This window comes from Ohtaekwangia sp. (genome assembly GCF_036786105.1).
GTDB lineage: Bacteria > Bacteroidota > Bacteroidia > Cytophagales > Cyclobacteriaceae > Ohtaekwangia.
The window spans coordinates 1-26,367 of the sequence record NZ_DAIQRQ010000068.1 but is presented as its reverse complement, the minus strand read 5'-3'; the positions used below and the strand labels follow the sequence as shown (position 1 = coordinate 26,367).

General features: G+C 46.3%; 21 protein-coding genes. 15 read left to right on the top strand and 6 right to left on the bottom strand.

Features of this window, described 5'->3' with window-relative positions; translation table 11 throughout:
- Window positions 1-1,137, top strand: a 1,137-nt coding sequence (locus V7Q33_RS20255; protein WP_333821063.1) for a T9SS type A sorting domain-containing protein, incomplete at its 5' end; no start/stop codon positions are given.
- A 78-nt stretch (window positions 1,138-1,215) separates the two neighbouring features.
- On the opposite strand, the gene V7Q33_RS20250 is transcribed toward V7Q33_RS20255, so the two are convergent.
- Window positions 1,216-1,920 carry an SDR family oxidoreductase gene (locus V7Q33_RS20250; RefSeq protein WP_331980835.1) on the bottom strand — a complete coding sequence of 235 codons (705 nt, stop codon included), beginning with the start codon at window positions 1,918-1,920 and terminating at the stop codon, window positions 1,216-1,218.
- Between the two features lie 175 nt (window positions 1,921-2,095).
- On the opposite strand from V7Q33_RS20250, the gene V7Q33_RS20245 reads away from it, so the two are divergent.
- The 10 genes from V7Q33_RS20245 (at window position 2,096) to V7Q33_RS20200 (ending at window position 13,584) form a co-directional block, all read left to right on the top strand.
- Window positions 2,096-2,830: an MlaE family ABC transporter permease gene (locus V7Q33_RS20245; protein WP_331980892.1), complete on the top strand. Its 735-nt coding sequence runs from the start codon at window positions 2,096-2,098 to the stop codon at window positions 2,828-2,830.
- Window positions 2,827-3,576, top strand: coding sequence for an ABC transporter ATP-binding protein (locus V7Q33_RS20240; RefSeq protein WP_331980837.1), 750 nt, complete (start codon window positions 2,827-2,829; stop codon window positions 3,574-3,576). The genes V7Q33_RS20245 and V7Q33_RS20240 overlap by 4 nt, the downstream gene beginning before the upstream one ends.
- Before the next feature lie 332 nt (window positions 3,577-3,908).
- Window positions 3,909-4,511, top strand: coding sequence for an RNA polymerase sigma factor (locus V7Q33_RS20235; RefSeq protein ID WP_331980839.1), 603 nt, complete (start codon window positions 3,909-3,911; stop codon window positions 4,509-4,511).
- A gap of 234 nt (window positions 4,512-4,745) precedes the next feature.
- Window positions 4,746-5,753 carry a FecR family protein gene (locus V7Q33_RS20230; RefSeq protein ID WP_333821062.1) on the top strand — a complete coding sequence of 336 codons (1,008 nt, stop codon included), beginning with the start codon at window positions 4,746-4,748 and terminating at the stop codon, window positions 5,751-5,753.
- Window positions 5,754-5,912: 159 nt separating this feature from the next.
- A complete protein-coding gene (locus tag V7Q33_RS20225) occupies window positions 5,913-9,503 on the top strand; it encodes a TonB-dependent receptor (protein ID WP_333821061.1) in 3,591 nt (1,196 codons plus the stop codon).
- A 24-nt stretch (window positions 9,504-9,527) separates the two neighbouring features.
- Window positions 9,528-10,913 carry a RagB/SusD family nutrient uptake outer membrane protein gene (locus tag V7Q33_RS20220; RefSeq protein ID WP_333821060.1) on the top strand — a complete coding sequence of 462 codons (1,386 nt, stop codon included), beginning with the start codon at window positions 9,528-9,530 and terminating at the stop codon, window positions 10,911-10,913.
- Between the two features lie 103 nt (window positions 10,914-11,016).
- Window positions 11,017-11,949 (top strand): glycerophosphodiester phosphodiesterase family protein, encoded by a 933-nt coding sequence (locus V7Q33_RS20215; RefSeq protein ID WP_333821059.1) that lies wholly within the window; start codon window positions 11,017-11,019, stop codon window positions 11,947-11,949.
- A 193-nt stretch (window positions 11,950-12,142) separates the two neighbouring features.
- Window positions 12,143-12,724, top strand: a complete 582-nt coding sequence (locus tag V7Q33_RS20210; RefSeq protein WP_331980848.1) for a Crp/Fnr family transcriptional regulator — start codon at window positions 12,143-12,145, stop codon at window positions 12,722-12,724.
- Window positions 12,725-12,848: 124 nt separating this feature from the next.
- The gene (locus V7Q33_RS20205; RefSeq protein ID WP_333821057.1) at window positions 12,849-13,298 is read left to right on the top strand and encodes an NAD(P)-binding domain-containing protein; all 450 of its coding nucleotides are present in this window, start codon (window positions 12,849-12,851) and stop codon (window positions 13,296-13,298) included.
- 40 nt (window positions 13,299-13,338) lie between these two features.
- Window positions 13,339-13,584: a CDGSH iron-sulfur domain-containing protein gene (locus V7Q33_RS20200; protein ID WP_331980852.1), complete on the top strand. Its 246-nt coding sequence runs from the start codon at window positions 13,339-13,341 to the stop codon at window positions 13,582-13,584.
- A 60-nt stretch (window positions 13,585-13,644) separates the two neighbouring features.
- On the opposite strand, the gene V7Q33_RS20195 is transcribed toward V7Q33_RS20200, so the two are convergent.
- Window positions 13,645-15,525 carry a rhamnogalacturonan lyase gene (locus V7Q33_RS20195; RefSeq protein WP_333821056.1) on the bottom strand — a complete coding sequence of 627 codons (1,881 nt, stop codon included), beginning with the start codon at window positions 15,523-15,525 and terminating at the stop codon, window positions 13,645-13,647.
- A gap of 1 nt (window position 15,526) precedes the next feature.
- Complete coding sequence (locus V7Q33_RS20190) at window positions 15,527-16,300, bottom strand: rhamnogalacturonan acetylesterase (RefSeq protein ID WP_333821055.1); 774 nt, start codon at window positions 16,298-16,300, stop codon at window positions 15,527-15,529.
- 439 nt (window positions 16,301-16,739) lie between these two features.
- Between V7Q33_RS20190 and V7Q33_RS20185 the strand changes: the two genes are divergently transcribed.
- The 4 genes from V7Q33_RS20185 to V7Q33_RS20170 all read left to right on the top strand — a co-directional run bounded on the left by V7Q33_RS20185 (window position 16,740) and on the right by V7Q33_RS20170 (window position 22,752).
- Window positions 16,740-17,801: a GntR family transcriptional regulator gene (locus tag V7Q33_RS20185; protein ID WP_331980858.1), complete on the top strand. Its 1,062-nt coding sequence runs from the start codon at window positions 16,740-16,742 to the stop codon at window positions 17,799-17,801.
- Window positions 17,802-17,974: 173 nt separating this feature from the next.
- A complete protein-coding gene (locus V7Q33_RS20180; RefSeq protein WP_333821054.1) occupies window positions 17,975-20,083 on the top strand; it encodes a bifunctional aldolase/short-chain dehydrogenase in 2,109 nt (702 codons plus the stop codon).
- Window positions 20,084-20,116: 33 nt separating this feature from the next.
- Window positions 20,117-21,400: a TIM barrel protein gene (locus V7Q33_RS20175; protein ID WP_333821053.1), complete on the top strand. Its 1,284-nt coding sequence runs from the start codon at window positions 20,117-20,119 to the stop codon at window positions 21,398-21,400.
- A 2-nt stretch (window positions 21,401-21,402) separates the two neighbouring features.
- On the top strand, window positions 21,403-22,752 hold the full coding sequence (locus V7Q33_RS20170; protein ID WP_333821052.1) for an FGGY-family carbohydrate kinase: 1,350 nt from the start codon (window positions 21,403-21,405) through the stop codon (window positions 22,750-22,752).
- A gap of 27 nt (window positions 22,753-22,779) precedes the next feature.
- On the opposite strand, the gene V7Q33_RS20165 is transcribed toward V7Q33_RS20170, so the two are convergent.
- Genes V7Q33_RS20165 through V7Q33_RS20155 form a run of 3 tightly spaced genes read right to left on the bottom strand, consistent with a single transcriptional unit; the run spans window position 22,780 to window position 26,291 of the window.
- Window positions 22,780-23,904 (bottom strand): glycosyltransferase, encoded by a 1,125-nt coding sequence (locus V7Q33_RS20165; protein WP_333821051.1) that lies wholly within the window; start codon window positions 23,902-23,904, stop codon window positions 22,780-22,782.
- 11 nt (window positions 23,905-23,915) lie between these two features.
- On the bottom strand, window positions 23,916-24,809 hold the full coding sequence (locus tag V7Q33_RS20160; protein ID WP_333821050.1) for an FkbM family methyltransferase: 894 nt from the start codon (window positions 24,807-24,809) through the stop codon (window positions 23,916-23,918).
- Between the two features lie 33 nt (window positions 24,810-24,842).
- Entirely contained in the window at window positions 24,843-26,291 is a 1,449-nt protein-coding gene (locus V7Q33_RS20155; RefSeq protein ID WP_331980870.1) for a lipopolysaccharide biosynthesis protein, read from the bottom strand.
- Window positions 26,292-26,367 lie beyond the last annotated feature (76 nt).

Here is a 26,367-nt window from a genome sequence, read left to right as displayed (position 1 = left end):
GCACCCAGATCGCTTGTGCTTACACCGCTCTGTGCGGATAGTATCGCTGTACGCAACTGGAGCCTCTACAATCCAAATGAAGGTGTAAATGTTTTAGTGAATTGGGAATTGCTGTATGCTCCCGGGTATCACGGAACATTTATAGCGGCTCCGGGCTACACAACGTTTTCTACTCCGAATGTTATAAATCCGAATACGATCAAGATCACTTGGAACGATGGCATTACCGGAATCAAAAATATAGTGCGCGGTGCATCGGCAGAATTATGCAATCCACCGGCTTGTGTAGTGGCTTCCGGTGTTGTTACCTATCACCAGGGGCTGCAGAAAGATGGAGCCCCTGTGCCTGCATACTATAGCGATGCAACGCAGGCACTGGGCGAACCCGATGCCAATGATACTCCCTACTCACCACCCCGGTATTTCTCACTCGGCTATAGTGGTTTTATCGTGCTGCAACTTAGCAGTAATGTAGCGGATCAGCCGGGCAATGACCTTTTTGTACATGAAACTTCGTATGGCGATCCTTCCTTCTCCAGTCACCCGGAGAAAGCAGAAGTGTTTGTATCGCAGGAGAGCTCACAGTGGGTTTCCCTGGGACTTACCGGTTCATCTCAGCACTGTAACGAACCGCTCGATCATGCCTTTGATCTCGCGGGGAAGCTAACCTGGTGCCGCTATATCAAGATTGTAGATAAGACTGACCGACACGCGAAGATACTGACACCGATCACCTGTCTGCCAACGGCCTACAACGCTTTTAACAATGCATCCAACGGATATGATGTAGATGGTGTAACCTGCGGAAGCTATACTGGCCCGGCAGGATTAGCAGCCGCACGCAGCGAAGCGCCGGTAATTCCATCCAGCGGGTTGAGCAATGCTATATATCCGAATCCTGTGAACGATATATTGACGGTCGATTTTTCGCAGGAGGGAGAATTTGCATTACCGGAAGATGGAAACATCCGCCTCGACATTCACGATCTTAACGGCAAGCCTATGTATCAGAAACTTCATACACTGGATGCCACCTGGAAAACACAGTGCGATGTAACTGCCTTCAAACAAGGCGTGTTCATTCTGCGGGTGCAGACGAAAGGTGTTTCAAGGTTCTATAAATTTGTCAAGTACTAGCGCCATTCAACATCTTTATCTATAAACACAGAAGCCATCGCGACCGATGGCTTCTGTTTCTTTACAAGAATATACATACTAAATATCGCCAAGCTGCGGGCGGATAATGATCTCCTCTACCACACTACGATCAGAAAGACTGTAGGCTCCCCATACAGCATCAGCTACATCTTCCGGTTTCATGAAACGTTCTTCCGGCAAATCAACACCTTCCCAACTGGCTGTGAGCGTGGCCCCCGGCATAATGGCGGTAACACGAATGTTGAAGGACTTCAATTCTTCACGAAGGCACTTGCTAAATCCAAGCAGTGCAAACTTGCTGATTGCATACGATCCTCCGTTGGGATATGCCTTGATGCTGGCGATGGAACACATGTTAAATATATAGCCTTGCTTCCGATCGCGCATGCCGCCTGCAAGACCTCGCGTAGTATGATAGGCACTATACAAGTTAGCATGAATCATGCTCTCCAAAGTTCCATCCGGCTCCGTGGAGATATCACCCGGTATAAAATAGCCTGCATTGTTTACCAGTATATCTACCGGTTGTTGAAGACCGGTAACAAACGAACAAAATTTCTTTACCTCTTCGCGATCGGCCATATCGGTACAGCGAGTCCGCACCTTCACCGTGTATGCAGCCTCTATCCTGCGCTTCAATTCATCCAGGTCTTTCTCATTTCGTGCGCAGGTAACGATATCAAAACCTTGCGCTGCAAATTTTTCTACAATGGCCCGGCCAATGCCTTTGGTTCCCCCGGTTACTACAATGAGTTTATTCATAGCTGGATGTCAGATGTTTAAGTATACAACAGAAGCTTCCGGAGGTTCTTCTCCTGTCTTCTGCGATGTGCCTGCAAATCTGAAACTTGCACGCTAAAAATCCTTATGCTGCGGATGTTTTAATTTCAATTATCTTAGCGAGATTAAAGAGGCTTCTGTCGTAAATGCAAGTATGATAACAGAGATCGGTAAGTATTTTTTATTCCTGGGCCACCTGTTCACCAACCGTGAGTCGTTCAAAACCTACTATAACCTGGTGATGGAAGAATGCGTGAGCATTGGCCTCGGGTCGGTTTTTCTGGTAGCACTGGTATCCACATTTATGGGAGCCGTAACCACGGTGCAGACGGCCTATAACATGGTAAGTGACCTTATTCCCGACTATGTAATTTCACAGGTAGCCCGCGAGATGATCGTACTCGAACTCGCTCCCACCATTATAGCGGTGATCTTTGCCGGTAAAGTGGGCTCCAGCATGGCCAGCGGACTCGGCACCATGCGCATTACCGAGCAGATCGATGCACTGGAAGTAATGGGGATCAATTCAATCTCATACCTGGTATTACCCAAGATCATTGCTTCGCTATTGATGTACCCGATGCTGGTAATCATTGCCGGTGTGTGTGCCATGGTGGGCGGATATTTTGCCGGCACCATGACAGGCGTAATTACTCCCAACGACTATATATATGGGTTGCGTTCCGGTTACAATGAATTTACCGTGACCTTCGCGCTTATCAAGTCCGTTGCATTTGCTTTCCTCGTGTCGTCTATCTCTTCTTACAAGGGCTATAATACGCAGGGCGGTGCACTCGAAGTGGGTGTATCAAGTACAAAAGCAGTTACCAGCAGCGTGATCGCTGTACTGGTCTCCGATTATTTACTTGCTCAACTCTTACTCGGAAAATGATCAAGATACAAAGCATAACAAAATCCTTTGGCGACAAACTTGTGCTGAACGATGTAACGGGCACTTTCGAAAAAGGAAAACCGAACCTGATCATTGGCGCCAGCGGTACCGGTAAAAGTGTATTGCTGAAATGTATTGTAGGCCTGGCAAAACCTGACCACGGACAGGTGTTCTATGATGGCCGCGACTTTTATGCAGGCGATCGCGATCTGAAAATTGAAGTCCGCCGGGAGATCGGTATGCTCTTCCAGGGCGGAGCGCTGTTCGACTCCAAGAATGTAGAACAAAATGTAATGTTCCCGCTGGATGTACTCACCAAGATGAAACAGGATGAAAAGATCGAGCGTGTTAATTTTTGTTTGAAGCGCGTGGGCCTTGAAAATGTAAACAAGAAAATGCCATCTGAGATAAGTGGTGGTATGAAGAAACGCGTGGGCATTGCGCGTGCTATCGTCAATAATCCCAACTACCTCTTCTGCGATGAACCTAACTCCGGCCTCGACCCGCAGACTTCTGTATTGATCGATGACCTGATCCAGGACATCACCCAGGATTTCGAAATGACCACTGTGGTGGTTACTCACGATATGAACTCCGTGATGGGTATAGGTGAAAAGATCATGTTCATCTACAAAGGCCAAAACCTCTGGGAGGGTAACAAGAACGACATCACCCATTCCGGTATTAAAGAGCTCGATGACTTTGTTTTTGCAAACAAGGTTATGAATAGCCTGCGGGAGAAATAGGTTTGAAATGGCTGCTGGCTTATAGCTTCCAGCTGCTAGCAGTGTGTGAGTGAGAAGGGCGCGTGTTACTTCATGTGCAGTCAGGTGTTTCAACTGACTGAGCGCAAAAAATAACCGAGCGAGGTATAAACATAAACATCACGAAACATATTGCCAGTAGCTGACAGCCTGAAGCCAGCAACCAAAATACTCGCAGCTCGTAACTCACAACTCGCAGCTATCTATACTCTGCTTCGCTCCGTATTTCTACGGATACTCTACTAGGTGATAATTTAACTTTAAGGTAAACCGGCTGGCAGTCGAAATCATGGTAAAGTATTTTTCTTTACATCATGAATCGGATCACGTTCAATGACGAAGCGGAAGCTCTTTCTTCTCTGCAAAGAGGTAACGCAAAGGCATTTGAATATTTGTTTGAGCGCTATCATGCCAGGTTATTTATATACTGCTTTCGGTTGGTGAAGTCTAAAGATCAGGCCGATGAGATTGTGCAGGAGACTTTCATAAAAGTATGGAACGCACGCGAGCGGTTCGATCCTCAATATTCCTTCCAGGCATTTTTATTCAAAATAGCTTTTAACTCCGTTCTCGATTTTCAGCGCAAGGTGGCGCGCGATGCTGTTATGCAGAAAGAAATTTCAGCACGCATACAACAATCGCACAACCGCACCGAAGACGAACTCATCTATAAAGACCTCGAACTTCTCAGTAAACAAGCCATCGAACAGATGCCGGAACAACAGCGGCTGGTATTTGAGCTGAGCCGCGAAAAAGGAATGTCGCACGAAGAGATCGCCACAACACTCGGTATATCTTCCAACACCGTTAAAGTACACATCTTCAATTCCCTCAAGCACATTCGCAGCTATTTGCAGCAGAATACGGATGTATCGTTTGTTATTATACTAACTTTTCTGGCGCAAGTGAAGAAATAGTTAAGAACCGCCTGGTTGTTCGTTACAGGTTATCCATTAATTTAACAATAGCAAAATTCTTTGTGTACCCCTATATCTGCTTGCGTTTATGTGCAACTGGATTTTCTCAGATAACGATTAACGTGTAACGGATAACCGATAACGGCTCCGTCACATTGCAGCAATCTTTTATTAACAATTTCTTAACCACACATGACTAATACCCGCCCTATGCCTCAGGCGTAATAGAGGCGTATGGAACATAACAGCGAAGGCTACATTGCGATAGAGGCATTAATCAAAAAATATATTGACAACACCATTACAGCAGCGGAGCTTGGCATACTCCATGGTATATTTAGTAATCCTGCATACGAAGTCCACCTAAAAGCGGTATTGGAAAATGTGTGGAATACCATTCCGGAGGATGCACAACTTCGTGCGGGACATCGCAAGCTTCTCGCCGAAAATATAAAAGCTGCTATCGCTGATCAGGAACGGCCCGTTCGCAGCCAGGCGAATCTTTACTGGCGCATGGCTGCGGTAATTTTATTGCTTATTATTTCATCGTTCCTGCTATTCCAGAATACAATTCGTGATCTCGTTTATCCGCCACAGCTTACCGAAATATATACCAAAGCCGGTGAACGCACGAAGGTGATATTACCTGATGGCACAACGGTATGGCTCAATGCCCAAAGTCATCTCACCTATCCCGACCGATTCAAGTACAACAGTCGCAACATTGCCCTTACGGGAGAGGCCTTCTTTAACGTAACGCCCAATACCGATGCACCGTTTACCATTACTACCGGAGATTTACAAACCACAGTACTTGGCACTTCTTTTAACATACGCAGCTATAGCGATGAACCATTTCGCATGACCGTTGCCACGGGAAAAGTACAAGTAAAATCGGCAACACAAACCATTCGGGTAAATGCTTTACAGCAAACGACCTACTTCCCTGGTCGCGGTTTCTCAGCAGTAGAGACCGTTGCACCTGATGAAGCTATGGCGTGGACAGAAGGCACACTGGTGCTGAATAATAAAACTTTTGAAGAAGTAGCACGCATACTAGAGCGCTGGTATAATGTAAAGATCACGTTTACCAACGATACGCTGAGAAATTGCAAACTGATGGGCGAGTACGAGTATACGCATCAATCTTTACCGGCTGTGCTTCATGCGCTTCAATTTATACTTGGCTTTGAATATGAAGAACACAACGGCACGATCGTGATCCGCGGTGACGGCTGTTAATCTTAAACGATACGCATGTCAAACACCACCTGATAAAAAGATAAAGCAGAAACATAGTGTCTCTGCTTTTCTTAAAGGAGAAACAAGCGGGTAAAACTTTGGTCGGTCGCCCCGGTTTGTTCCTCCTGGTTAATAGAGTTCATCAACCTAATCAAAAATATGAAAAAAACACTACTAAAAGCAGTGCTTGATATGTCGTGCTTATTACTCAGGATATTGACAATACTATGTATCTTCTCAGGTTTAGCCATGGCACACGAAGGAAATGCCCAGCGCATGAGCGATGTTTTTATATCACTCGACCTGAATGGTGCCTCCATCACGGAATCGTTTGGAATGATTGAAGCCAAAACTTCCTTCCACTTCAGCTACGATAAAGCTTTGGAACAAAATGATGTTACGCTGACGCTCACGTTTCAAAAAGCATCGGTAGAACAAATACTGAATACCATTGCATCGCGCACCGGTCTTCGTTTTAAACAGGAAGAAAATACCATCCTGGTAAACGCCCGCAATATGAAAAGCGATGCAGGTGCTGTAAATGAAACGGTACAAATGATCATTCACGGCAAGATCGTAGATGCTTCCACGCAGGAGCCACTGCCCGGAGTAAATATACTTGTGAAGGGAACCACGCGTGGAACGTCAACCGACAGCCAGGGTAATTTCTCGATTGAAGTACCCGATGCTAACAGTATACTTGTATTTTCCTTCATTGGGTATATATCGCAGGAAATTGTATCCGGCAATCGCACCACGCTGGATGTAGCACTTGCACCCGATATGCAGGCATTAGGTGAAGTAGTAGTAATCGGTTATGGCGCATTAGAGAAAAAAGATCTTACTACTGCTGTATCATCATTGAAAGCAAAAGACCTCATAAACCAACCTGTTACCAGTTTCGATCAGGCTATGATCGGAAAGATGGCCGGTGTGCAGGTATCACAAACAACCGGTGCACCGGGCGGCAACATTAACATTCGCGTGCGCGGTGCCAAGTCTATTACAGCCGGTAATGATCCGCTTTATGTGATCGATGGCGTGCCACTGTCTGAGCGTATCCGAAATTCACCATCAGGCCCTAATCCCGCCAGTGGTGCCAGCGCGTATGCTGATCAGCCGGTAAATCCGCTCAGCTCTATCAACATGAATGACATCGAGTCTATCGAAGTATTAAAAGATGCATCCGCTGCTGCCATCTATGGATCGCGTGGCTCCAACGGTGTAGTGCTCATCACTACGAAGAAAGGTAAATCCGGCAAACCGGCTATTGCTTACGATACATACGTTGGGTGGCAGCAGGTTGCCAAAAAGATAAACATGATGGATGCTTATCAATATTCACAACTGGTGTGGGATGCGCACAACAATACCTATATAGATGGTAACGCTAATGGATCGGTAAACGATCCGAACAGCGCGCGTCCTTCCGCTGCACAAATTCCCTATGAGATACTCCCCTACCTCGATGCTTCTGTTACCGCAGGATTTGTTGCCAACAGCGGTGCTGCTATACCAGCCAGTATTATCGAGCTGATGAAGCCGGAGAATAAAAGTAAACTTGTAAATACGAACTGGCAGGATCAAATATTTCGCACAGCGATGATGCAAAGTCATAACCTGTCAATCTCCGGAGGTAAAGATAATGTGAGCTATTTCCTTTCGGCCAGCTACCAGAAGCAAGATGGTGTGGTGATCAGCTCGGGGTTCAGGCAATACGGTATGCGCTCGAATATGGAGATAAAAGACGGCCGTTTGAAAGTAGGCGTAAATCTGAATCCTTCGGTTGTAAAGAACGACATTGTGAACAGCGAAGGCCCTTACTATGATGAAGGAGTTATCGGTAATGCACTCGCGGCCGCCCCTATATTTCCGGTATACAATGCCGATGGCTCGTATAACTTCGGCAATAACATCTGGTGCTGTGGCCAGACTACAGTTGTTAATCCGGTAGCGCTTGCCAATGAAATTAACGACAACATGACCCAGGTACGACTGCTGGGGAACACGTATGCTTCGTATGAGTTAATGGATGGACTTACTTATAAATTATCGGCAGGTGCAGATATTAACTCCTACAAGCGCGACTACTTCCGTCCTTCTCAAACTGTTGAAGTGGCTGGTATAGCAGGTCCGCAGGCGCCTGTTGGTTTCTCGCGCTCTAAATTATTCATCAACTGGCTTGTAGAACATACGCTCACCTATAATAAAGTGTTTGGCGATCACAGCGTTTCTGCACTGGCCGGTTTTACCTCGCAGATGGAACGGGAAGAAGGAAACTCCGTGGAAGGTATAAATTATCCGAACCAGTATGTACAGACGTTGGACAACGCGGGCATTATCAGTGCCGGTTCATCTACCACACAAGAGTGGTCGTTGCTTTCTTATTTGGCTCGTGCACAGTATGAGTATCGCGGTAAATATTTGTTATCAGCATCATTGCGCAGAGATGGTTCATCTCGATTTGGTTCAGGAAACAAATGGGGCATGTTCCCATCTGTATCTGCCGGATGGAGATTATCGGAAGAGCCCTTCCTGAAGCAAGTATCATGGTTAAGTAATCTGAAGCTGCGTTCCAGCTACGGGCTCACGGGTAATTTCCAGATCAATAATTATTCGCAATACTCGTTAATTGGAACGAGTAGTTATGTATTCGGAAGCTCCTCCACAGTAGTAAGCGGACGCTCACCCGGCAGTGCGGGCAATCCGAAACTGGGTTGGGAAAAAACAGCTATGCTCGATGCGGGTGTCGAGATTGGTATATTTCAAAACAGATTTACCGCCGAACTGGATCTGTATAATAGTAATACATCAGACCTGTTGCTCGATGTACCGGTAGCCGCCCTTTCAGGTTATGCCACACAATTACAAAATATAGGCAAGGTGAACAATAAAGGTATAGAACTGTTACTCACCGCCAACAACAGCATTGGCGCGCTCGAGATCGAGAACTCATTTAACATATCCGCTAACCGAAATAAAGTAGTAGCACTCGGTCCGGATAATGCCCCGATCATTGCTACAGGCGGCACCGGCAATACCTACTTCATTACGCAAGTGGGCAAACCCATTGGCTCCTATTATACCATGGTATCCGGTGGCGTGTTTAACAGTGCATCGGAGATTACCGCTGCCAATGGCTTTCCCGGCAACTCGAAACCGGGCGATCGTAAATTTGCAGATGTCGATGGTAACGGTGTGATCTCGCTGGACGGTGACCGTAAAATTACCGGCAACTATTTCCCGAACTATATATTTGGTTTTAGCACTGCGTTACGCTATAAGGATATTGACCTTTCTGTAGCAATACAGGGTGTGCAGGGCAATGAAATATTCTATCTCAACAATCGCTATATCTACAACAGCGAAGGAAATTTCAACAACATGACGGGTGTAGTGAACCGCTGGCAATCTGCCGACAATCCGGGCGATGGCCAGACATTTCGTGCCAATCGCAATGCAAAAGGAAACAATGCAGTACCTACCGACCAGTATATACAAGATGGTTCTTACGTGCGCGTACGCAATGTGACCATCGGCTACAGCTTTCCAAAAGCGCTTATTGAGCCGATTCACATGACCCGGGCCAGGCTATATATAGCCGTGCAGAACCCGGTAACCTTTACCAAATTTAAAGGCTACAACCCGGAGGTCAACAGCCGGCCTGGCAGTGCGCTCTCGAGCGGTGAGGACTATGGCACATACCCATTATCGAAAACATTCTCAGTGGGTGCCAACATATCATTCTAGTATTCCGGAAAATAAATGATCACGATGAAAACAAGAATCTATACAGTCATGCTGTTGGCAGGAATACTATTTTCCTGCGGAGATGATTTCCTGGACCGCACACCGGTTTCCAACACTACGGCCGATGCCTACTATAAAACTTCTGACGACATGGTGAATGCTGTGAACGCTATCTATTCTAAAGTAGCCGGCAGCGGACAATACGGCGCCAATTATTTACAGTTGATGGAATATCGTTCCGACAACGTAAAGAACAACAACCCCGGAGCCGGCGGTGGCGTGCTATATCAATTTGAAACCTTTACCGATGTACCTTCCAACAGCACCTTATCAGCTACGTGGCTGTCGATGTATCAAACCGTATATGCAGCCAATATCGTAATAGGACGCATCGATGGTGTTACGTTCAAGGATGCAAGCCTCAAAGCACGATTGCTCGGTGAAGCATACTTTCTGCGCGCGCTTACATACTTTCACTTTGTTCGCCTGTGGGGCAAAGTTCCCCTCGTACTCACGGAAGTAAGTATAGAAGAATCTGCAAAAATAAAACGCTCACCGGTAGCAGCAGTATACCAGGCTATCGAAACCGATCTGGATTCTGCTATAAAAAAATTACCCGATACATATAGTACTGCCGACCTCGGGCGCGCCACGTCTATCGCTGCCAAATCTTTGCTTGGCAAAGTATATCTGTATGAAGGTAAATATCCGGAAGCACAAACCATACTGGCGCAAGTAATTGCCACGGCCACCAGCAGCGGAATACCTCAATTGCTCACCAATGTAAAAGATGTATTCAGCATATCGAATGAAATGAACAAGGAGATCATCTTTGCCATTCGCTATCTGAAAGGAAACGCCAATACTGATCATGCCAACTGGTATAACTCCGGTGACTCGGATACTGATCTCTCGGCAATCACAGCCGCTTACTCCCCTACGGATAAACGTAAAGACCTGATGGCGCTGCAAGGCAGTGGTTCCAATAAGTGTCCGCTGAAGCTATACGAAACACCCATCTCCAACCGGCAAGGTACCGACTTCCCGGTGCTGCGTTACGCCGATGTGTTGCTGATGATGGCCGAGGTACTGAACAGCCAAAGCTATGATGCCAACGGGCTGGCATTTACGTACCTCAACAATGTACGCACCCGTGCAGGGCTCACAGCCTATACTTCTGCCGATCTGCCCGACCAGGCAAGCTTCCGGAAGGCAGTGTGGACTGAGAGACGGCTTGAACTTGCATTGGAATGCGACCGCTGGTTCGACCTGGTGCGCACCGGCCAGGCCATCAATGCTATGGCTACTGTTGGATATACTATACACCCCTATCAGTATCTATACCCTATACCACAAAAACAGATCGACATTGTAGGCTCTGATGTTCTGGATCAAAACGATAACTACTAACCCGTAAACAAACTGTGCATGCACTATAGTTCGCTTTGATTCAAGTACGGCCACGATTACAATCCAAAACAAACTATATTCACTTTCAAAATAAAGAACATACATGAAGTTATACAGTAAGAACCTATATTTTTTACTGAGCACAATTGCTTCCTTGCTGATATTTTCAGGCTGCGCCAGCGCGCAGCCTGATCATGTTTCCGGGCAAACGGTTCAGGCTATACAAAAACGTCTGTCAAATCCCAATGGTAAAGATGTGATCGTAGTATCGCATCGCGGTGACTGGCGCAATGCCCCGGAAAATTCTTTGCAAGCCATCCGGAATTGCATTGCACTGGGCGTAGATGTAGTGGAGATCGATATTCAGAAAACAAAAGATGGTGAGCTTGTATTGATGCACGATAAGACGATTGATCGCACCACCACCGGCAAAGGAAAGGTATCGGACTGGATACTCGATTCCTTAAAAACATTTTTCCTTCGCGATGGATTGGGGCATGCTACACTACACAAGATTCCTACTCTAAAGGAAGCCATGCTCGAAGCGAAAGGTCGTATTATGGTAAATCTCGACAAGTGTTACGAATATTTTCCTGAGGCTTACCGTATACTGAAAGCTACCGGCACCGTTGATCACGTTATTCTGAAAGGATATAATAAAACGGTGGAAGAAGTGAGGCGCGATCTGAAAGGCTATCTCTCCAAAATATACTTTATGCCCATCATAAATCTGGATGTGCCATTGGCCAATAAAATATTGGATGATTATCAGAAGAATCTCAAACCGGTAGCGGTTGAATTAGTCTTTGCCAGCGACACTTCCAACGTACTTACGCGGCTCGAAACTATCAAGCAACGTGGCTCTCGCGTGTGGATCAATGCCCTGTGGGGAAACCTGAACGCTAACCACGATGACGAGCGTGCAGTAGCCGACCCGGCCGGCAGTTATGGATGGCTGGTGAACAAGGGCGCCAACATAATCCAGACCGACAGACCGGCCTGGCTGTTGAAGTATCTTCAATCGCGGCAACAATAATGCATTTATATAAAGTAAGTATAAATCCTTACCGTGAAGGGACTTGCCGGGTTCCTTCATATTATTCGTGTTTAGCGTATTTCAGAAAAGAAATCACCTTCCCACTATTTCATTCCGACAGAAAATAAAAAAATGAATTATGAAATTGATTGCAGTAATTTTATGTTGCATAGATTCCATAAATTCGTTTTGCATGTTCGACCTGTTTTTCAAAAAGCTTGAAGATCGTATCTCGCTGACAGATGCCGAGAAAGAGCTAATCAAGAGCCATCTCATTCCAAAAAAGCTCAGGAGAAGACAGTACCTGTTGCAGGAAGGTGAAGTTTGCAAGTATGCAGCGTTCGTTACCAAAGGTGCCTTGCGTGCCTACACGGTTGATGAAAAAGATAACGAACACATTGTACAATTTGCGCTGGAAGGCTGGATGATCTCTGATCTCTATAGCTTTATTACGGGCGAACCTGCCACCTATACCATTGATGCACTCGAAGATTCTGAGCTCATCCTCATGAGTCAGGCTTCACGCCAGGAGCTTATGCAGCAGATACCTTCCTTTTTACAGTTCTCGTATTTTCAAATACAGAATGCGTACATCGCGCTGCAACGAAGGATCACAGACCTGATAAGTTTGTCGACCGAAGAAAAATATACCAAACTCATCAAAACCTATCCGCATATTGTTGAACGCGTACCCCAGCACATGATCGCCTCCTATCTGGGTCTCACTCCCGAAACGCTGAGCCGCACGCGGAAGCAGATGGCAAAAAATAAGTAACACACCGGTATAGTTTCACAGCTAAAATTATCAGTCGTTGATTTTTGTCAACACTATTTCTTGTTTATGCTCAATGGATGGATTCCCATGTATCCATAGTTTTGTATCTATAACCTGACAGGATATGCCAACGAAAAAAACTATAGCCATTCTGGGCACAGAAACAATCGGGAAAACGATCGCTGCTGCGTTGTGTACTTCGCATCGTATCCTGTTATTTGAGCGCGACTTTCAAAAAGCGAAAGCATTGGAAGAGGAGATCAAACAACACTGTGCGGAAGCCGATGTTGAAGCAATGGACTGCGCTCACGAAGCATCGTGGGAAGCAGATGTAATTATACCGGCAGTTCCACAGGAAGAAGAAGCCGCGATCTGCGAGCGAATTCAGGACGTTGTTACCCGGAAGATAGTAATAAACATTCACTCTGCAGAACATCAGAACCAGCTGCAACAAAGCCTTCCGCATGCACGTGTCGTTCATGTAGCGCATGAGAATCATTCTGAAACAGCACGCATTATTAAAGAACTGGTTTCCGCTGATTTCGATTCTGCTTCATCTTTGCAATTCAATTAAGACCATCCTATATACTCTATCAATCAAAATAAAATCAGAAATGGAAAACCGCGCATCTATACCCGCCAAAGAACCCGTAGAATTTGAGCTTGAGCCTGGAAAAGTATATTCGTGGTGCAAGTGCGGCAAGTCCGGCACACAACCTTTTTGTGATGATATATCTCATCAGGGAACAGGAATAGAACCCAAGAAATTTACCGTTTCCGTGAAGCGTAAAGCATGGCTGTGCATGTGCAAGCAAACCAAAACACATCCCTACTGCGATGGCTCCCATCGAAATGCATAGCCTTATTATAAAAAATTATTTTCCAGAAATCACAGGTTTTAATCCCCTATTAGTGATTTATTAGTGAACCCTGATCTGTATGCGTGGTGGTGGCTTGAGCATTCCTTCACCAAAATAGTAGCCTACATGCGGTGGCTGATTATAACCTACATTCTGCCACGCTATACCGAGGCGATATACCGGGTCGTGCATCGGCGTGGTAAATCTATAGGTCGTGGGGATGGTGGTAGTATAAATGTGAAGCGCTGTATTATCGCTGGTGCGCCAGATTACTTCTTCGCGCCAGTCGCCCAATATATCAGCACTCAGTACTGGTGTAGCTTTGGTGCCGTTGTTCGATGTGCACTCCGTTGCCGTGAGCATTGGCTTTAATTCACTCGCCTGCCAGTCCCACTTGGAAATTATATTCTGATCAAGTATTTCCCGCAGCAGGTCGCCATCCCACCACACACCAAAGTTGCAGGCGGCCGGAGCGTTATCAGCGATCTTCTCTCCTTTGGCATTGAATAAGCCGGTAATGCCTGCACCCTGTACCCAGCTTTCATGCCCCCTGTAGCGCGGGTCAATATCGAACGAATTTCCACGGCCAGGACCTTCGCCATCTTTACCTGCTTTTACCGAAGGTTTCTTCCAGAGAATCTCTCCCGTGCGTGCATCCCGAAAATGTGCACCGGCATCATCAAAGCGCTCCTGTATATCGAATACTTCCAACCCTGGGCGGTCAGGATCAAGATCGGAGAAATGCAATGCATCGCCATGACCAAGTCCGGTAGAATATAGGCCCGTGCCGTTGTCATCGATCACGCAGGCACCGTAGATAATCTCGTCTTTACCATCATTATCCACATCCCCTACGCTGAGGTTGTGATTGCCTTGTCCGCTGTATATTCGGCTGGCTTCTGTAGCATCACTATCGAATGTCCATACATGGCTCAGTTTACCGTTGCGCCAGTTCCAGGCAGCCAGCACTGTGCGGGTATAGTATCCACGCGTCATCACAACACTCGGGTGTTGACCATCGAGATAAGCGATACAGGCAAGAAACCGATCTACACGATTACCATAACCATCGCCCCACACGGCTTTCAACTGGTCAGGTGTAGGATTACTCGTTTGCGGGTGGCGGGCCGGTATATAATCTGTAGTAGCCAGCGCCTCTCCGGTAAGGCCGTTAAAGATTGTGAAATACTCCGGGCCTTTTAATATATACCCATCGCCGTTAACATAATTTGCAGATGCATTGCCTATAACTTTACCTTTGCCATCCTTTGTTCCATCGGCAGTTTTACAAGCAATCTCGGCGCGACCATCACCATCCAGATCGTAGACCATGAACTGCGTATAGTGTGCTCCTTCACGAATGTTCACCCCCAGGTTAATCTCCCACAGCAGCGTGCCATCCAGTTTATAGCCCTGAAGTATAGGTGGATCAGTCGGCCCCTTGTGTGAGTTATCATGCGCACGGCCCGTCATGTGCACCACCAGGTCATATATACCATCACCATCCAGGTCACCGGCAGAGGCATCGTTGGGAGTATAACCGGCAGGTGTTTTCATTGGTACCGAGAGGTATGGTTGGGGTTGTTCATTGGCCTGTAATGTTACCGCCCGATCAGCTTGCTGCTCTCTCCCTTCAATAACAGGTCGCACAGTCCACGAACAAGTTTGTGCTATATCCGCTGATTCATCAACAAAGAATGTTACATCGCCAATGGGTTTGCTATTCAGCTTCTGAGCCGTTCCCTTGCCACTTGTGCGGTATATATTGAATGCAACATTTTCAGGATCGGTACCCAGCAATCTCCAACTGATAAATACCTTTTTGGTATCCTGTCGCACGGCTACAACACCCCGGTCTATCTTCTCCATATAGCGTTGCGCAGTAACCGGTGTCAGAATATTTATAGTGAAGAGTAATACAAGTATAGAATGACGTATCATCTTATTGATTTTTCAGAAATTTCCGCAGCGGAAGTTTTTTGGTATTGCGTATAGCATTCGCTACGAGTGAAGCATTTATCCGCGCACCGGCCTCGGTAGTATGCGTATGATCTTGCAGAAATAATTTAGAGGCAACTTCTTCCGGCCCAAGCTGTTCATAACGTGAAGCCACCAGGTCATTGAGGTCGATATAGACAGCATCTTCTTCTTTCGCTATAGTGGCTGCCCAGGTGGCATAACTATCGGTACCACGCACTACTTTTCCATCTTTCCATACATTACGCGCCACCGGCGAGCACACAATCGGAATAGCACCTTTCGCTTTGGTGTCGCGTATATATTTGCGCATATACCAGCCATACGTGTGCACCATTTCATGCTGGTGTGTTAAAAGATTGTCGATCTCCTGCGTCTCTTCTCCTGTACCTTTCAACGAACCACGCGCCCGTGTGGTATCGTTCACCGCACCGCCATCATTATGACCGAACTGCATGATCACATAATCGCCTGGCTTTACTTTTGCCAGCACGTTATCCCACAGCCCTTCTGTCTGGAATGTGCGGCTGCTTCTTCCACCGCGTGCAAGATTCTTTATACTGATGCGCGTAGTATCAAATTCATTGTACAGAAAATCACCCCAGCCCCACAGGCCATCACCGCCTTTACCACTTCCATTTTTTACAGTAGAGTCCCCAACCAGGTAGAGCACCGGCTTTTGACTATCACCCTGTATATACAGCAGGCCAGCGAGTACAATCAATAATATACTTTTCATATACAATAATGTCGAAATAAAATTTTTATACCTGCTTTTAAACGGACACGGGCGACAATGCGTATGCCGGAAGGAATTATTCTTTACATAAAATTGAAGCGAGCCACGGGCGCATACCCGGATGGGTCAGACTCCATCCACCAGTGGAGCAGATCAACGTGCTATAGCTTCACACTTTTGTTCATCGGTCGTCATGGTTTCTCAGTGCTGATGGTGGCACTGAGCTCCATCTCGCGAGTTAATGTGTGTGACATCCCGCTGCGAAAACGCCAAAAATCATTCATAAGATATTGATTTCATGACAGATGAGTAATCGATTTGTAATTTCATAGCACAATGGGGCTGAAGAATCAGCACTGTCCTGTACTATACCGTTTGAAATGTTGGGAAAAACGATTGTAATTTTTAAACTTTGATTAGCCAGTCAACGGAAATCCTTATGAGAACACAGGAAATTGAACAGGTGCATCCGATACGGATCGACAGTGAATCCCGAATCCCCAAGTATCACCAGATCGTCAACTCTATAATAGAAGACATCGAGAAAGGATTACTCACTGTGGGGCAACGCATTCCTTCCATCAACGAGATCAGTGAAGAATATTACCTCTCGCGTGATACGGTTGAGAAGGCCTATAATCTTCTTAAAGAAAAGCAGATTATTGTATCGGCAAAAGGTAAAGGCTACTATGTAGCGCGCACTGTGCTGCCATCGAAGCTCGGTGTGCTTTTTCTTATGAACAAACTGAGCTCCTATAAGCTCGGTATTTATAATGCCTTTGTCAAAGGCCTCGGCACACAGGCTCATGTTGATCTTAATGTATATCATTGTGATCCGAAATTGTTTCTCAACACACTCAACGAGAACCTTGGACGATACGATTACTATGTGGTGATGCCACATTTCAAAGATCAGCACATGGTTCACCAAAACATTACCCACGATGTAATGGATGCGCTGCGAAAAATTCCGGAAGATAAGCTCATGCTGCTCGATAATTATTTACCACAGCTCAAACGCAACATCGCTTCGGTATACCAGGATTTCAAAATGGATATATATGATTCGCTGCACGAAGGCATGGATATCCTGCGGCATTATCGCAAGCTGATACTGGTATATCCATGCAACACGATGTATCCCTACCCGATCGAAATTCAGCAGGGATTCCAGAAGTTCTGTTCTGATTTCGACTTCGACTTTGAGATATTGAATGAAGTATATAATGATATGGAGTTACAACCGAAGGACGCCTATATCATTATAGAGGAGAACGACCTGGTAAATCTCATCAAGCAGGTGCGCGACCGAAAATTAACGCTGGGCAAAGATATAGGAGTGATCTCTTACAACGACACACCCCTGAAGGACCTGCTCGGCATCACCGTTATCTCCACAGATTTCAAGGTAATGGGCGAAACCGCTGCCTATATGATCCTGAAGAAGAAAAAAGAGCTGGTGAAGAATGTGTTTCAGTTTGTGCATAGAAACTCAATTTAGCTGCTGGCTACTGACCGCTAGTTCCTGTAGAATCTGTATCGTCTTTGTGCATTTTTGCGTAACTGGATTTTATTCCTGCAGCTGGCAGCCATCTCCAGCACACAGCAGGACAGGCATGCCATTCATCACCGATAGCTTTGAGATACTCAGACCCTTAAATTATTGAGTATACTATGGAAATTCTTGAAAAGACATTTAAACATGTTGATAGCCGTTGGGATAAAAATAAAGAAGCGGCCCTGAAAGGTGACGAAGTAGCGCTGCTGATCTATCGCTCCAACCTGTTGGGTTCCGACCTTCGTATTACCAATTATGGTGGCGGCAATACCAGTTGCAAGACGGTTGAAAAAGATCCGCTCACCCGGAAGGACACTGAGATCATGTGGGTGAAAGGTTCTGGCGGAGATATAGGCACACTTACCAGAAGTGGATTGGCTGCACTATACATGGAACGCCTCCTCGCTCTGAAGAATATATACCGTGGGCTTCAGTATGAAGATGAGATGGTAGAGCTGTTCAACCATTGTATTTACGACCTCAATTCGAAAGCCCCTTCCATCGATACACCGCTGCACGCGTTTTTACCCTTTAAACATATAGACCATCTTCACCCTGATGCGGCTATTGCTATAGCGGCTTCAAAGGATGGTGAGCAGATCACGCGCGAGTTATTTACCGGACAAATTGCGTGGGTACCGTGGCAGCGTCCCGGGTTTGATCTTGCATTAAAATTGGATAAAGCACTGCGCGATAATCCCGGTATACGAGGCATCATGCTGGGTGGACATGGGTTGTTTACCTGGGGCGACACTTCATACGAATGTTATCAGAACAGTCTTGACGTGATCAACAAAGCTTCAGCGTATCTGCAGGAAAATTATGGCAAGAAAAGACCGGTATTTGGCGGAAAGAAAATAGAATCACTTCCCCAGGAAGACCGCCTTAAACAGGCAGCCAGGCTTGCGCCCGTGCTGCGTGGATTAGCCTCCGGTTATGCCCGCATGGTAGGACATTTTACCGATGACGATCGTGTGCTGGAATTTATTAATAGTAACGATCTGGACCGGCTGGCACCGCTCGGCACCAGTTGCCCGGATCATTTTCTGCGCACCAAAATAAAACCGCTGGTGTTGCCTATACCGGCTCATCAAGACCTGAGCGATAAAGCTGCCATTAAAGTTATACTGGAAAAAGAGTTTAACGAGTATAGAAAGTACTATACAAAATATTACAACGATCATAAACATCAGAACAGTCCGCCGGTGCGCGACCCAAACCCGGTAATTATACTGTGGCCTGGCATAGGCATGTTCTCATTCTCGAAAGACAAGCAAACCACACGTGTGGCCAGCGAATTTTATATCAACGCGATTAACGTAATGAAGGGTGCAGAAGCCATTTCTGAATATGTAGCTTTGCCGTTACAGGAAGCTTTCGACATTGAGTATTGGCTACTCGAAGAAGCCAAACTTCAACGCATGCCGAAGGAGAAACCGCTTTCGCGGAAGATCGCATTCATCACCGGTGGCGGTGGTGGTATAGGGCTCGCCATTGCAAAGAAATTATCCAGTGAGGGTGCATGCGTGTTTCTTACCGATATCAACGAAAAATCATTGCAGCAGGCTTCCCAAGAATTTGGTCGCGATGTGGCCTCCGGTGCTGTAGCAGACGTAACAAAGGCTGAGTCCGTTCAGCGTGCGTATGAAAAAGTAAGCCTCGACTTTGGCGGAGTTGATATTATTGTGAACTGTGCAGGCCTTGCTATTTCCAAACCGCTGGAACAAACCACCGAGCAGGATTGGGATCTGTTGAACGATGTAATCGTGAAAGGCCAATTCACCGTTTCACAGGAAGGTGTTGAAATACTACGCGCTCAAAATACAGGAGGCGACATTGTAAATATAGCCAGTAAAAATGCACTGGTAGCAGGCCCAAACAATATAGGATACGGCACTGCCAAAGCAGCGCAGACACACATGAGTCGCTTGCTGGCAGCAGAGCTTGGCAAGGAAAAAATACGCGTAAACGTAGTGAACCCCGATGCCGTGATCGAAGGCAGCAAGATCTGGGAAGGCGAATGGGCGGCCGGTCGCGCAAAAGCGTATGGTGTTACCGTGGCAGAGTTACCGGCCTTCTACGCAAAGCGCACCATTCTCAACGAGATCATCACTACGGAAGATATAGCGAACGGTGTATTTGCATTGGTAGGTGGCCACCTCAGCAAAAGTACAGGCAATATTATTAACGTAGATGGTGGCGTGGCAGCAGCATTTGTTCGCTGATATATACTTCGTTACCTATTAACATCTTAATGCATGAAACTGGATAAGCAACTCATCAACGATCATAATAAGAAGCTGGCAGCGAAGCATGAGGCATCGTTCAACTTTGTGGCTAATCAGCTTGCACAAGATGGACATGATGTTGACCGCATCGTTTCCAGGATTGCAGCTTTGCAGATTGCTATACCCAGTTGGGCGTTGGGTACTGGTGGCACACGTTTCGCGCGTTTCCCGGGTGGCGGTGAACCGCGCACGCTCGAAGAAAAGATTGCCGATGTAGGTTTACTGCATGCTATCAATCGTTCGAGTGGCGCTATATCCCTGCATATACCGTGGGATATACCGAAGGATGCTGAAGCGATCAAAGCCCTGGCGCATGAGTACGATCTTGTATTTGATGCCGTGAACTCCAATACTTTCCAGGATCAACCGGAGCAGGAGCAATCCTATAAATATGGTTCGCTCTCGCATACCGATAAAGCGATACGCAAACAGGCAATTGATCATAACCTCGAAGTGATTCGCTATGGCAAAGCGCTTGGTTCAAAAGCACTCACCGTATGGCTGTCGGATGGAACCAGTTTTCCCGGACAGCAAAACTTTCGAAAGGCTTTTCAGCGAACACTGGAATCGCTACAGGAGATCTATAGCAGCTTGCCGGATGACTGGCAGATGTTCATCGAGTATAAACCCTACGAACCTTGTTTTTACTCTACAGTTATTCAGGACTGGGGCACCTCTCACCTGCTTGCTACGAAGCTCGGTAAAAAAGCTTACTGCCTGGTTGATCTCGGACACCACCTCCCCAACACGAACATCGAGCAAATTGTAGCTACACTAATGATGGAAGGAAAATTAGGAGGCTTCCACTTTAATGATTCCAAGTATGGCGATGATGATCTGACAGTGGGCAGTATAAAACCGTATCAGCTCTTCCTGATATTTAACGAACTGGTATATGGCATGGAAGATCCGGCATCCATTAACCCAATGCCCGCCTGGATGATTGATGCCAGCCACAATGTAAAAGACCCGCTGGAAGATTTGCTACAATCAGTTGAAGCCATCAGGCTCGCCTATACACAGGCGTTGCTTGTAAACAAGGAAGAGCTGGAAGCAGCCCGCGAAAACAACGATGCTACCCTGGCACAGGAAATACTGCAAAACGCGTATCGCACGGATGTGCGCCCGCTCCTAGCGGAAGCCCGAAAACGCACAGGCGCAGCGTTGCATCCCCTGTCACTTTTTCGCAGTCTGAATGTTCGCAGGCAACTGATCCAGGAGCGCGGACTTAAAACGGTTTCCTCAGGACTTTGATCATGACTATACCTGTTACTGCTATATTTGATATCGGCAAGACCAACAAGAAGTTCTTTTTGTTCGATGAGAATTTACAGGAGCTCTATCATGACTATAGCAAGTTCCCTTCGATCACAGACGATGACGGGTTTGAATGTGACGATCTGGAAGCATTGTCACGATGGATTCGGGAAACGGTTGATGGTATACTTTCTTCCGATCAGTATCAACTCAAGCGTCTTAATTTCTCAACCTACGGTGCCACGCTGGTACACCTCGATGCAGAGGGCAAACCGGTAACGCCTCTCTATAATTACCTCAAACCTTTTCCACCTGCCCTGCTGGAAGAATTCTATTCACGCTATCCTCAGCATGATCATAACCTGACAACGGCATCACCATCGCTTGGTATGCTAAACGCAGGACTGCAGCTATATTGGTTAAAGCAAAATAAACCAGAGATATTCAAGAAGATCAGATATACCTTGCACTTTCCGCAGTATCTCTCGTATTTATTTACCGGTAAACGGGTAAGCGAACCTACCTCCATCGGGTGCCATACCAAGCTCTGGGATTATACCCGGGATACGTATCACGCATGGATACAGCAGGAAAAACTTGAACATCTTTTCCCTGAAATGGTACCGACAACAAAAGCATTCGAAATACCAATGCATGGACATACCGTAGCAGTGGGCGTGGGTATACATGATAGCTCCTCTGCCCTGGCAGCTTACATGATGCGTACCGATGAGCCGTTTATGTTACTCTCCACGGGTACCTGGAGCATTACGCTGAATCCTTTTACAACAGAACAGCTTACCTGCCAGGAACTGGATCGCGATTGTTTAAACTATCTCACCATTCAGGGCAAACCTGTAAAAGCATCGCGGCTATTCCTGGGTCATGAACTTGATCATCATCTCCTCCTGTTGAATGAAATATACCATAAAGAAGCCAAGTATTACAAACAGGTAAAACCGGATGAAACTTTCTTGCAGAAGATCAGAAGTGGCGCAATAGAGCCTGCATTTTACCCAGCTACAATCGGCAATCCAACGCTGGTAGCCGATGTATTTACAGCAAATCGCTGGCAACCGGATGCCTATTCATCATTTGAGGAAGCCTATCACCATGTTATCTGGGGACTTACACACTTGCAGGTTGCGTCTATCAAACTGGCAGCCGGAAAATCAGGGATAAAGAAACTATATATTGATGGCGGGTTTATCGACAATGCGTTATTTATAGCCTTGCTGCGCTTTTACCTCCCTGAATACCCATTGGAGATATCGAACATGCCGCTCGGGTCTGCACAGGGCGCCGCATTGGTTATGCAACCTGACACAATGCCAATCCACCTATCGTAACAAGGCAACCTGCATCACAAATAGCATTTATCTTTTCGCGCGCTCAATAACCTCGTGGTATAGTTTTTCAATACGCGTCAGGAAACTTTGTCGGGAGAAGTTATCGCTGGCATATATAGCGATCGCTTGCGGATTGTATTGCTGGTGCGTCTGCATCATATGGCGGATGCCTTCGCGCAAGGCAGCTATATTTTCATTCTCCACCAGCAGTCCGTTCCCTTCGTTTACAAAATCTTCCGGCCCTCCGCAGCATGTAGATACTACGGGTACCCCGGAAGCCATCGCTTCTACAAGTGCTACACAAAATGTTTCATAGCGGCTGGAGCATACAAAGAAATGCAATTGTTCCATCCATTGCGGTATATCATTATAAGGGATGAAGCCGTAGAATTTACATTTCGAGGCTATACCCAGTTGCTCGGCTTGCGCTTTGTATTCTTCTTCTTTAGAACCTGTACCCCCTATATGCAAAACGAAATCTTTCTGTATGCCAGCTATAGCTTGCAGCAAAATATCCAGCCCTTTTACGGCTGTATTCATGCCTCCCAGAAAACCGATCTGCATAACTGTTGTTTGTGGTCGATGATCGTATCGGTATCGCTCTACCTCTACTACATTCGGTATAACATTAATATCGCGGTGAAGTAATGATTTTAGCTCTGTGGCCAGTCGCGTTCCTACTGCCACAAGGGCATCTGCCTTTCGAAGTCCGGCCAGTGTGAGTTGCCTGTGGAAGTAGCTGCGAAAGTTATTTTTTACACGGGTGTGCTCCTGCAATATATAGGGGGCCCCGGTATACCGCTTCAACAAATACCCCCAATACGCACCGGGGTATCCAATAGAAGCATGGATCACATCAGGCTTAAATTCGCGCGCTACCTTGCGTGAATACCGGAGCATAATAAACCACGCGTTCAACTGGTTGTATACCGGGAGCGATTTATATATCGTCAGCCGATGCTCTGTTACCTTACCGTACTGTGATGTTTCGTGATGATAGGTATACAGCCCGAACTTCCTGTAATTTACTTTTGCAGCAATAACCACAACGTCATGATCCTTGCTTAACGTCTCCGCCTGACTTCTGATGAAGGCGCCTGAATTAGGGCTCTCTTTATCAGGATACCAGGGTGTGATCATCAGAATCTTCATGCTAGCAAAAATTATTTACCCTTCGGCACAAATACTGCATTGCAAAATGCAGGCGTACTGCTAACCGGCTTCAGTGTTCCACTCTTGGTCATAATGTACAAAGTATAGCCAAGATCGGAGAAGAATTGTATAACATCAGGAACCGTATAGCCGGCAGCCTGGTAAGTTGCCTCGTTTATTTCAAGCATAATAAGTGGCTTGAAGCGCTCTATGGTTTTCAATGCACCTTTCAACACCAGCATCTCCGCACCTTCCACATCAATCTTCATAAAATCTATGCGCTGCAATGCCAGTGCGGGTAGTTGCTCATCCAGTATCTTCAGCTCAATATTCTGAATGAACCGTGCCCGCTGGTCGCTTTGAAATATAGTAGCTAATCCTTCGTGTTCACCTGCACCGGTTTGTCCCATGTAGATCGGCAACTGCTTTACTTCATTGGATAAACCGTAGTGAAAAGTTTCAATGTTCTTGAAGTGATTGTAGCCTATATTTTCCTGCAGCAGATCGTAAAAGAAATCCACCGGCTCGAAGGCGAGCACACGCCCTTGTGTGAGGCGCTTCGCGGCAAACAAACTGAACTCCCCCTGGTTTGCACCGATATCAATAAATACCATATCGGATTTAAGGAAGCGGTTCAGGAATCTCCACTCATTCAATTCATGAAAACCCATCCAATAGAAGGCAGCACCCATTGCTTTGGAGGTATCTACTTTCATAATAATATCCTTGTCGATATTCCGAACAACGATCTGTTCTGCTTCATGCGGTTGCTTCATCCACGAACGATAAGAACGCTCAGAGATCACCAGCATTACTTTCAAAAATTTTTCAACAAGCCACGGCAACGGGTATAACAAATTGGCATTGAGAGAACGGAACAACTGGGTAATACCGGAACGTAGCATAATGATGTTTCTAAAGTATAATGACGTCTGAATTTACTTGATAAAATTTCTCGGATCGATGAGCCGGACTTCCTGCCGGTATACCCAGAAGAGAAGTGCCACGCACGATACCAAATATAGTGCATGGGTAGTCAGCGGTTGCTGTTTCCCCATCAAAGGCTCCAGCACGGCGATCAGCGCAAACAGCACCAGCGGTGCCAATACAATTTTAAAAAGATTAAACCGAAACTGAAATTTCTCCTTTGCCTGGTAGCGAAGCAACAACACTTCTACACTGGCGCTCAGCACTGAGCCCAGCACCACCGCATAAATTCCCAGCCTGTTCAGCAACAGCACCATGCATAGGATCTTTACTGCTGAAATAACAAAGTAAATCACTGGCAGCGGCTTGGTATATTTCAGTGCGCCATACGGTATACCAAAGAACAAACGCATGGGGCGAATAATAAATACCAGCGCGATATAGGGCAAATACTGGATGGCGCGCTTATAGTCGGGGTTATGTGCAAACATATCAATCACCCAGGGAAACACAACTATACACAGGCAGATCAGGATCATGACTACCGATGTAAACCCGTGGTAGTATCGATTGATCTCCAGCGATGTTCCTTTTTCTTTTTGAGCTGCTACTGCACTTACCACTTTCGGATAGAAGGAACTGTGAAGACCGTTGAGTATAAATTCGATCACCGACATACACTTTACGCCCACATCATATATACCCACATCGCTGAGTGGCATGAAGAACAGCATAATAAAACGATCGAAATAATTGATCACCCATTGCTGCAACTGGTAAATAAATGCATACAGGTTGAACTGGAACGAAGAACGCAGAAGCGTAAGGTTAAAATGGATACCAAACTCCGAAAACACTCTCGACAGCACCCAGGTGCCTGCAAGTATAGCCACCACCATGCGCCCTCCCAGCGGACCGATCAGTGAATTGGGATATAGCTGCAATCCCACAATAGTGAGTCCGGCAATAAACAGGAACGACAGCAGGTTGGTCCAGAAAAATTCTTCCGGCTTCTCACGGCTCTGCAACAGGTTGTTATATACTTTGAGAAGTGCCTGAAAGATACCGGTAACCGCAGCCAGTATACCGTATGGAAAAAAGGAAATATTCTTATCGGTAAAGAACTTGCTAAAGGTAAGATCGCCCAGCGCCAGCGAGAGCAGTCCTACCCCCCCGCCAATCATGAGCATGAGCACAAAAGCCGAGCTTATGAAAGATGACAGCTTCTCCTGGTCGTGCTTAAATTCATGAAAATGAATGTACAGCGAAGTATCAAAGCTATAGGTGGTAAGTATCTGGATGAACAGTGAGAACGCCAGGTAAATGGAGAGCGCTCCATAGTCGGCAGTACTGAGCTGCGTGGTGTAAACCGGCAGCAGAATAATAGCGCTCGCCATGGGCAGCATGCCTGCCAGGGTATAGATAAGCGAGCTTTTGATAAACCGTTTGCTAATGCGCATAGCGAAGCCGGCAAGTTAGAGAAATACCGGAATAGCTCCCACAGATTTCATAGATTAACACGGAATAAATGAATCG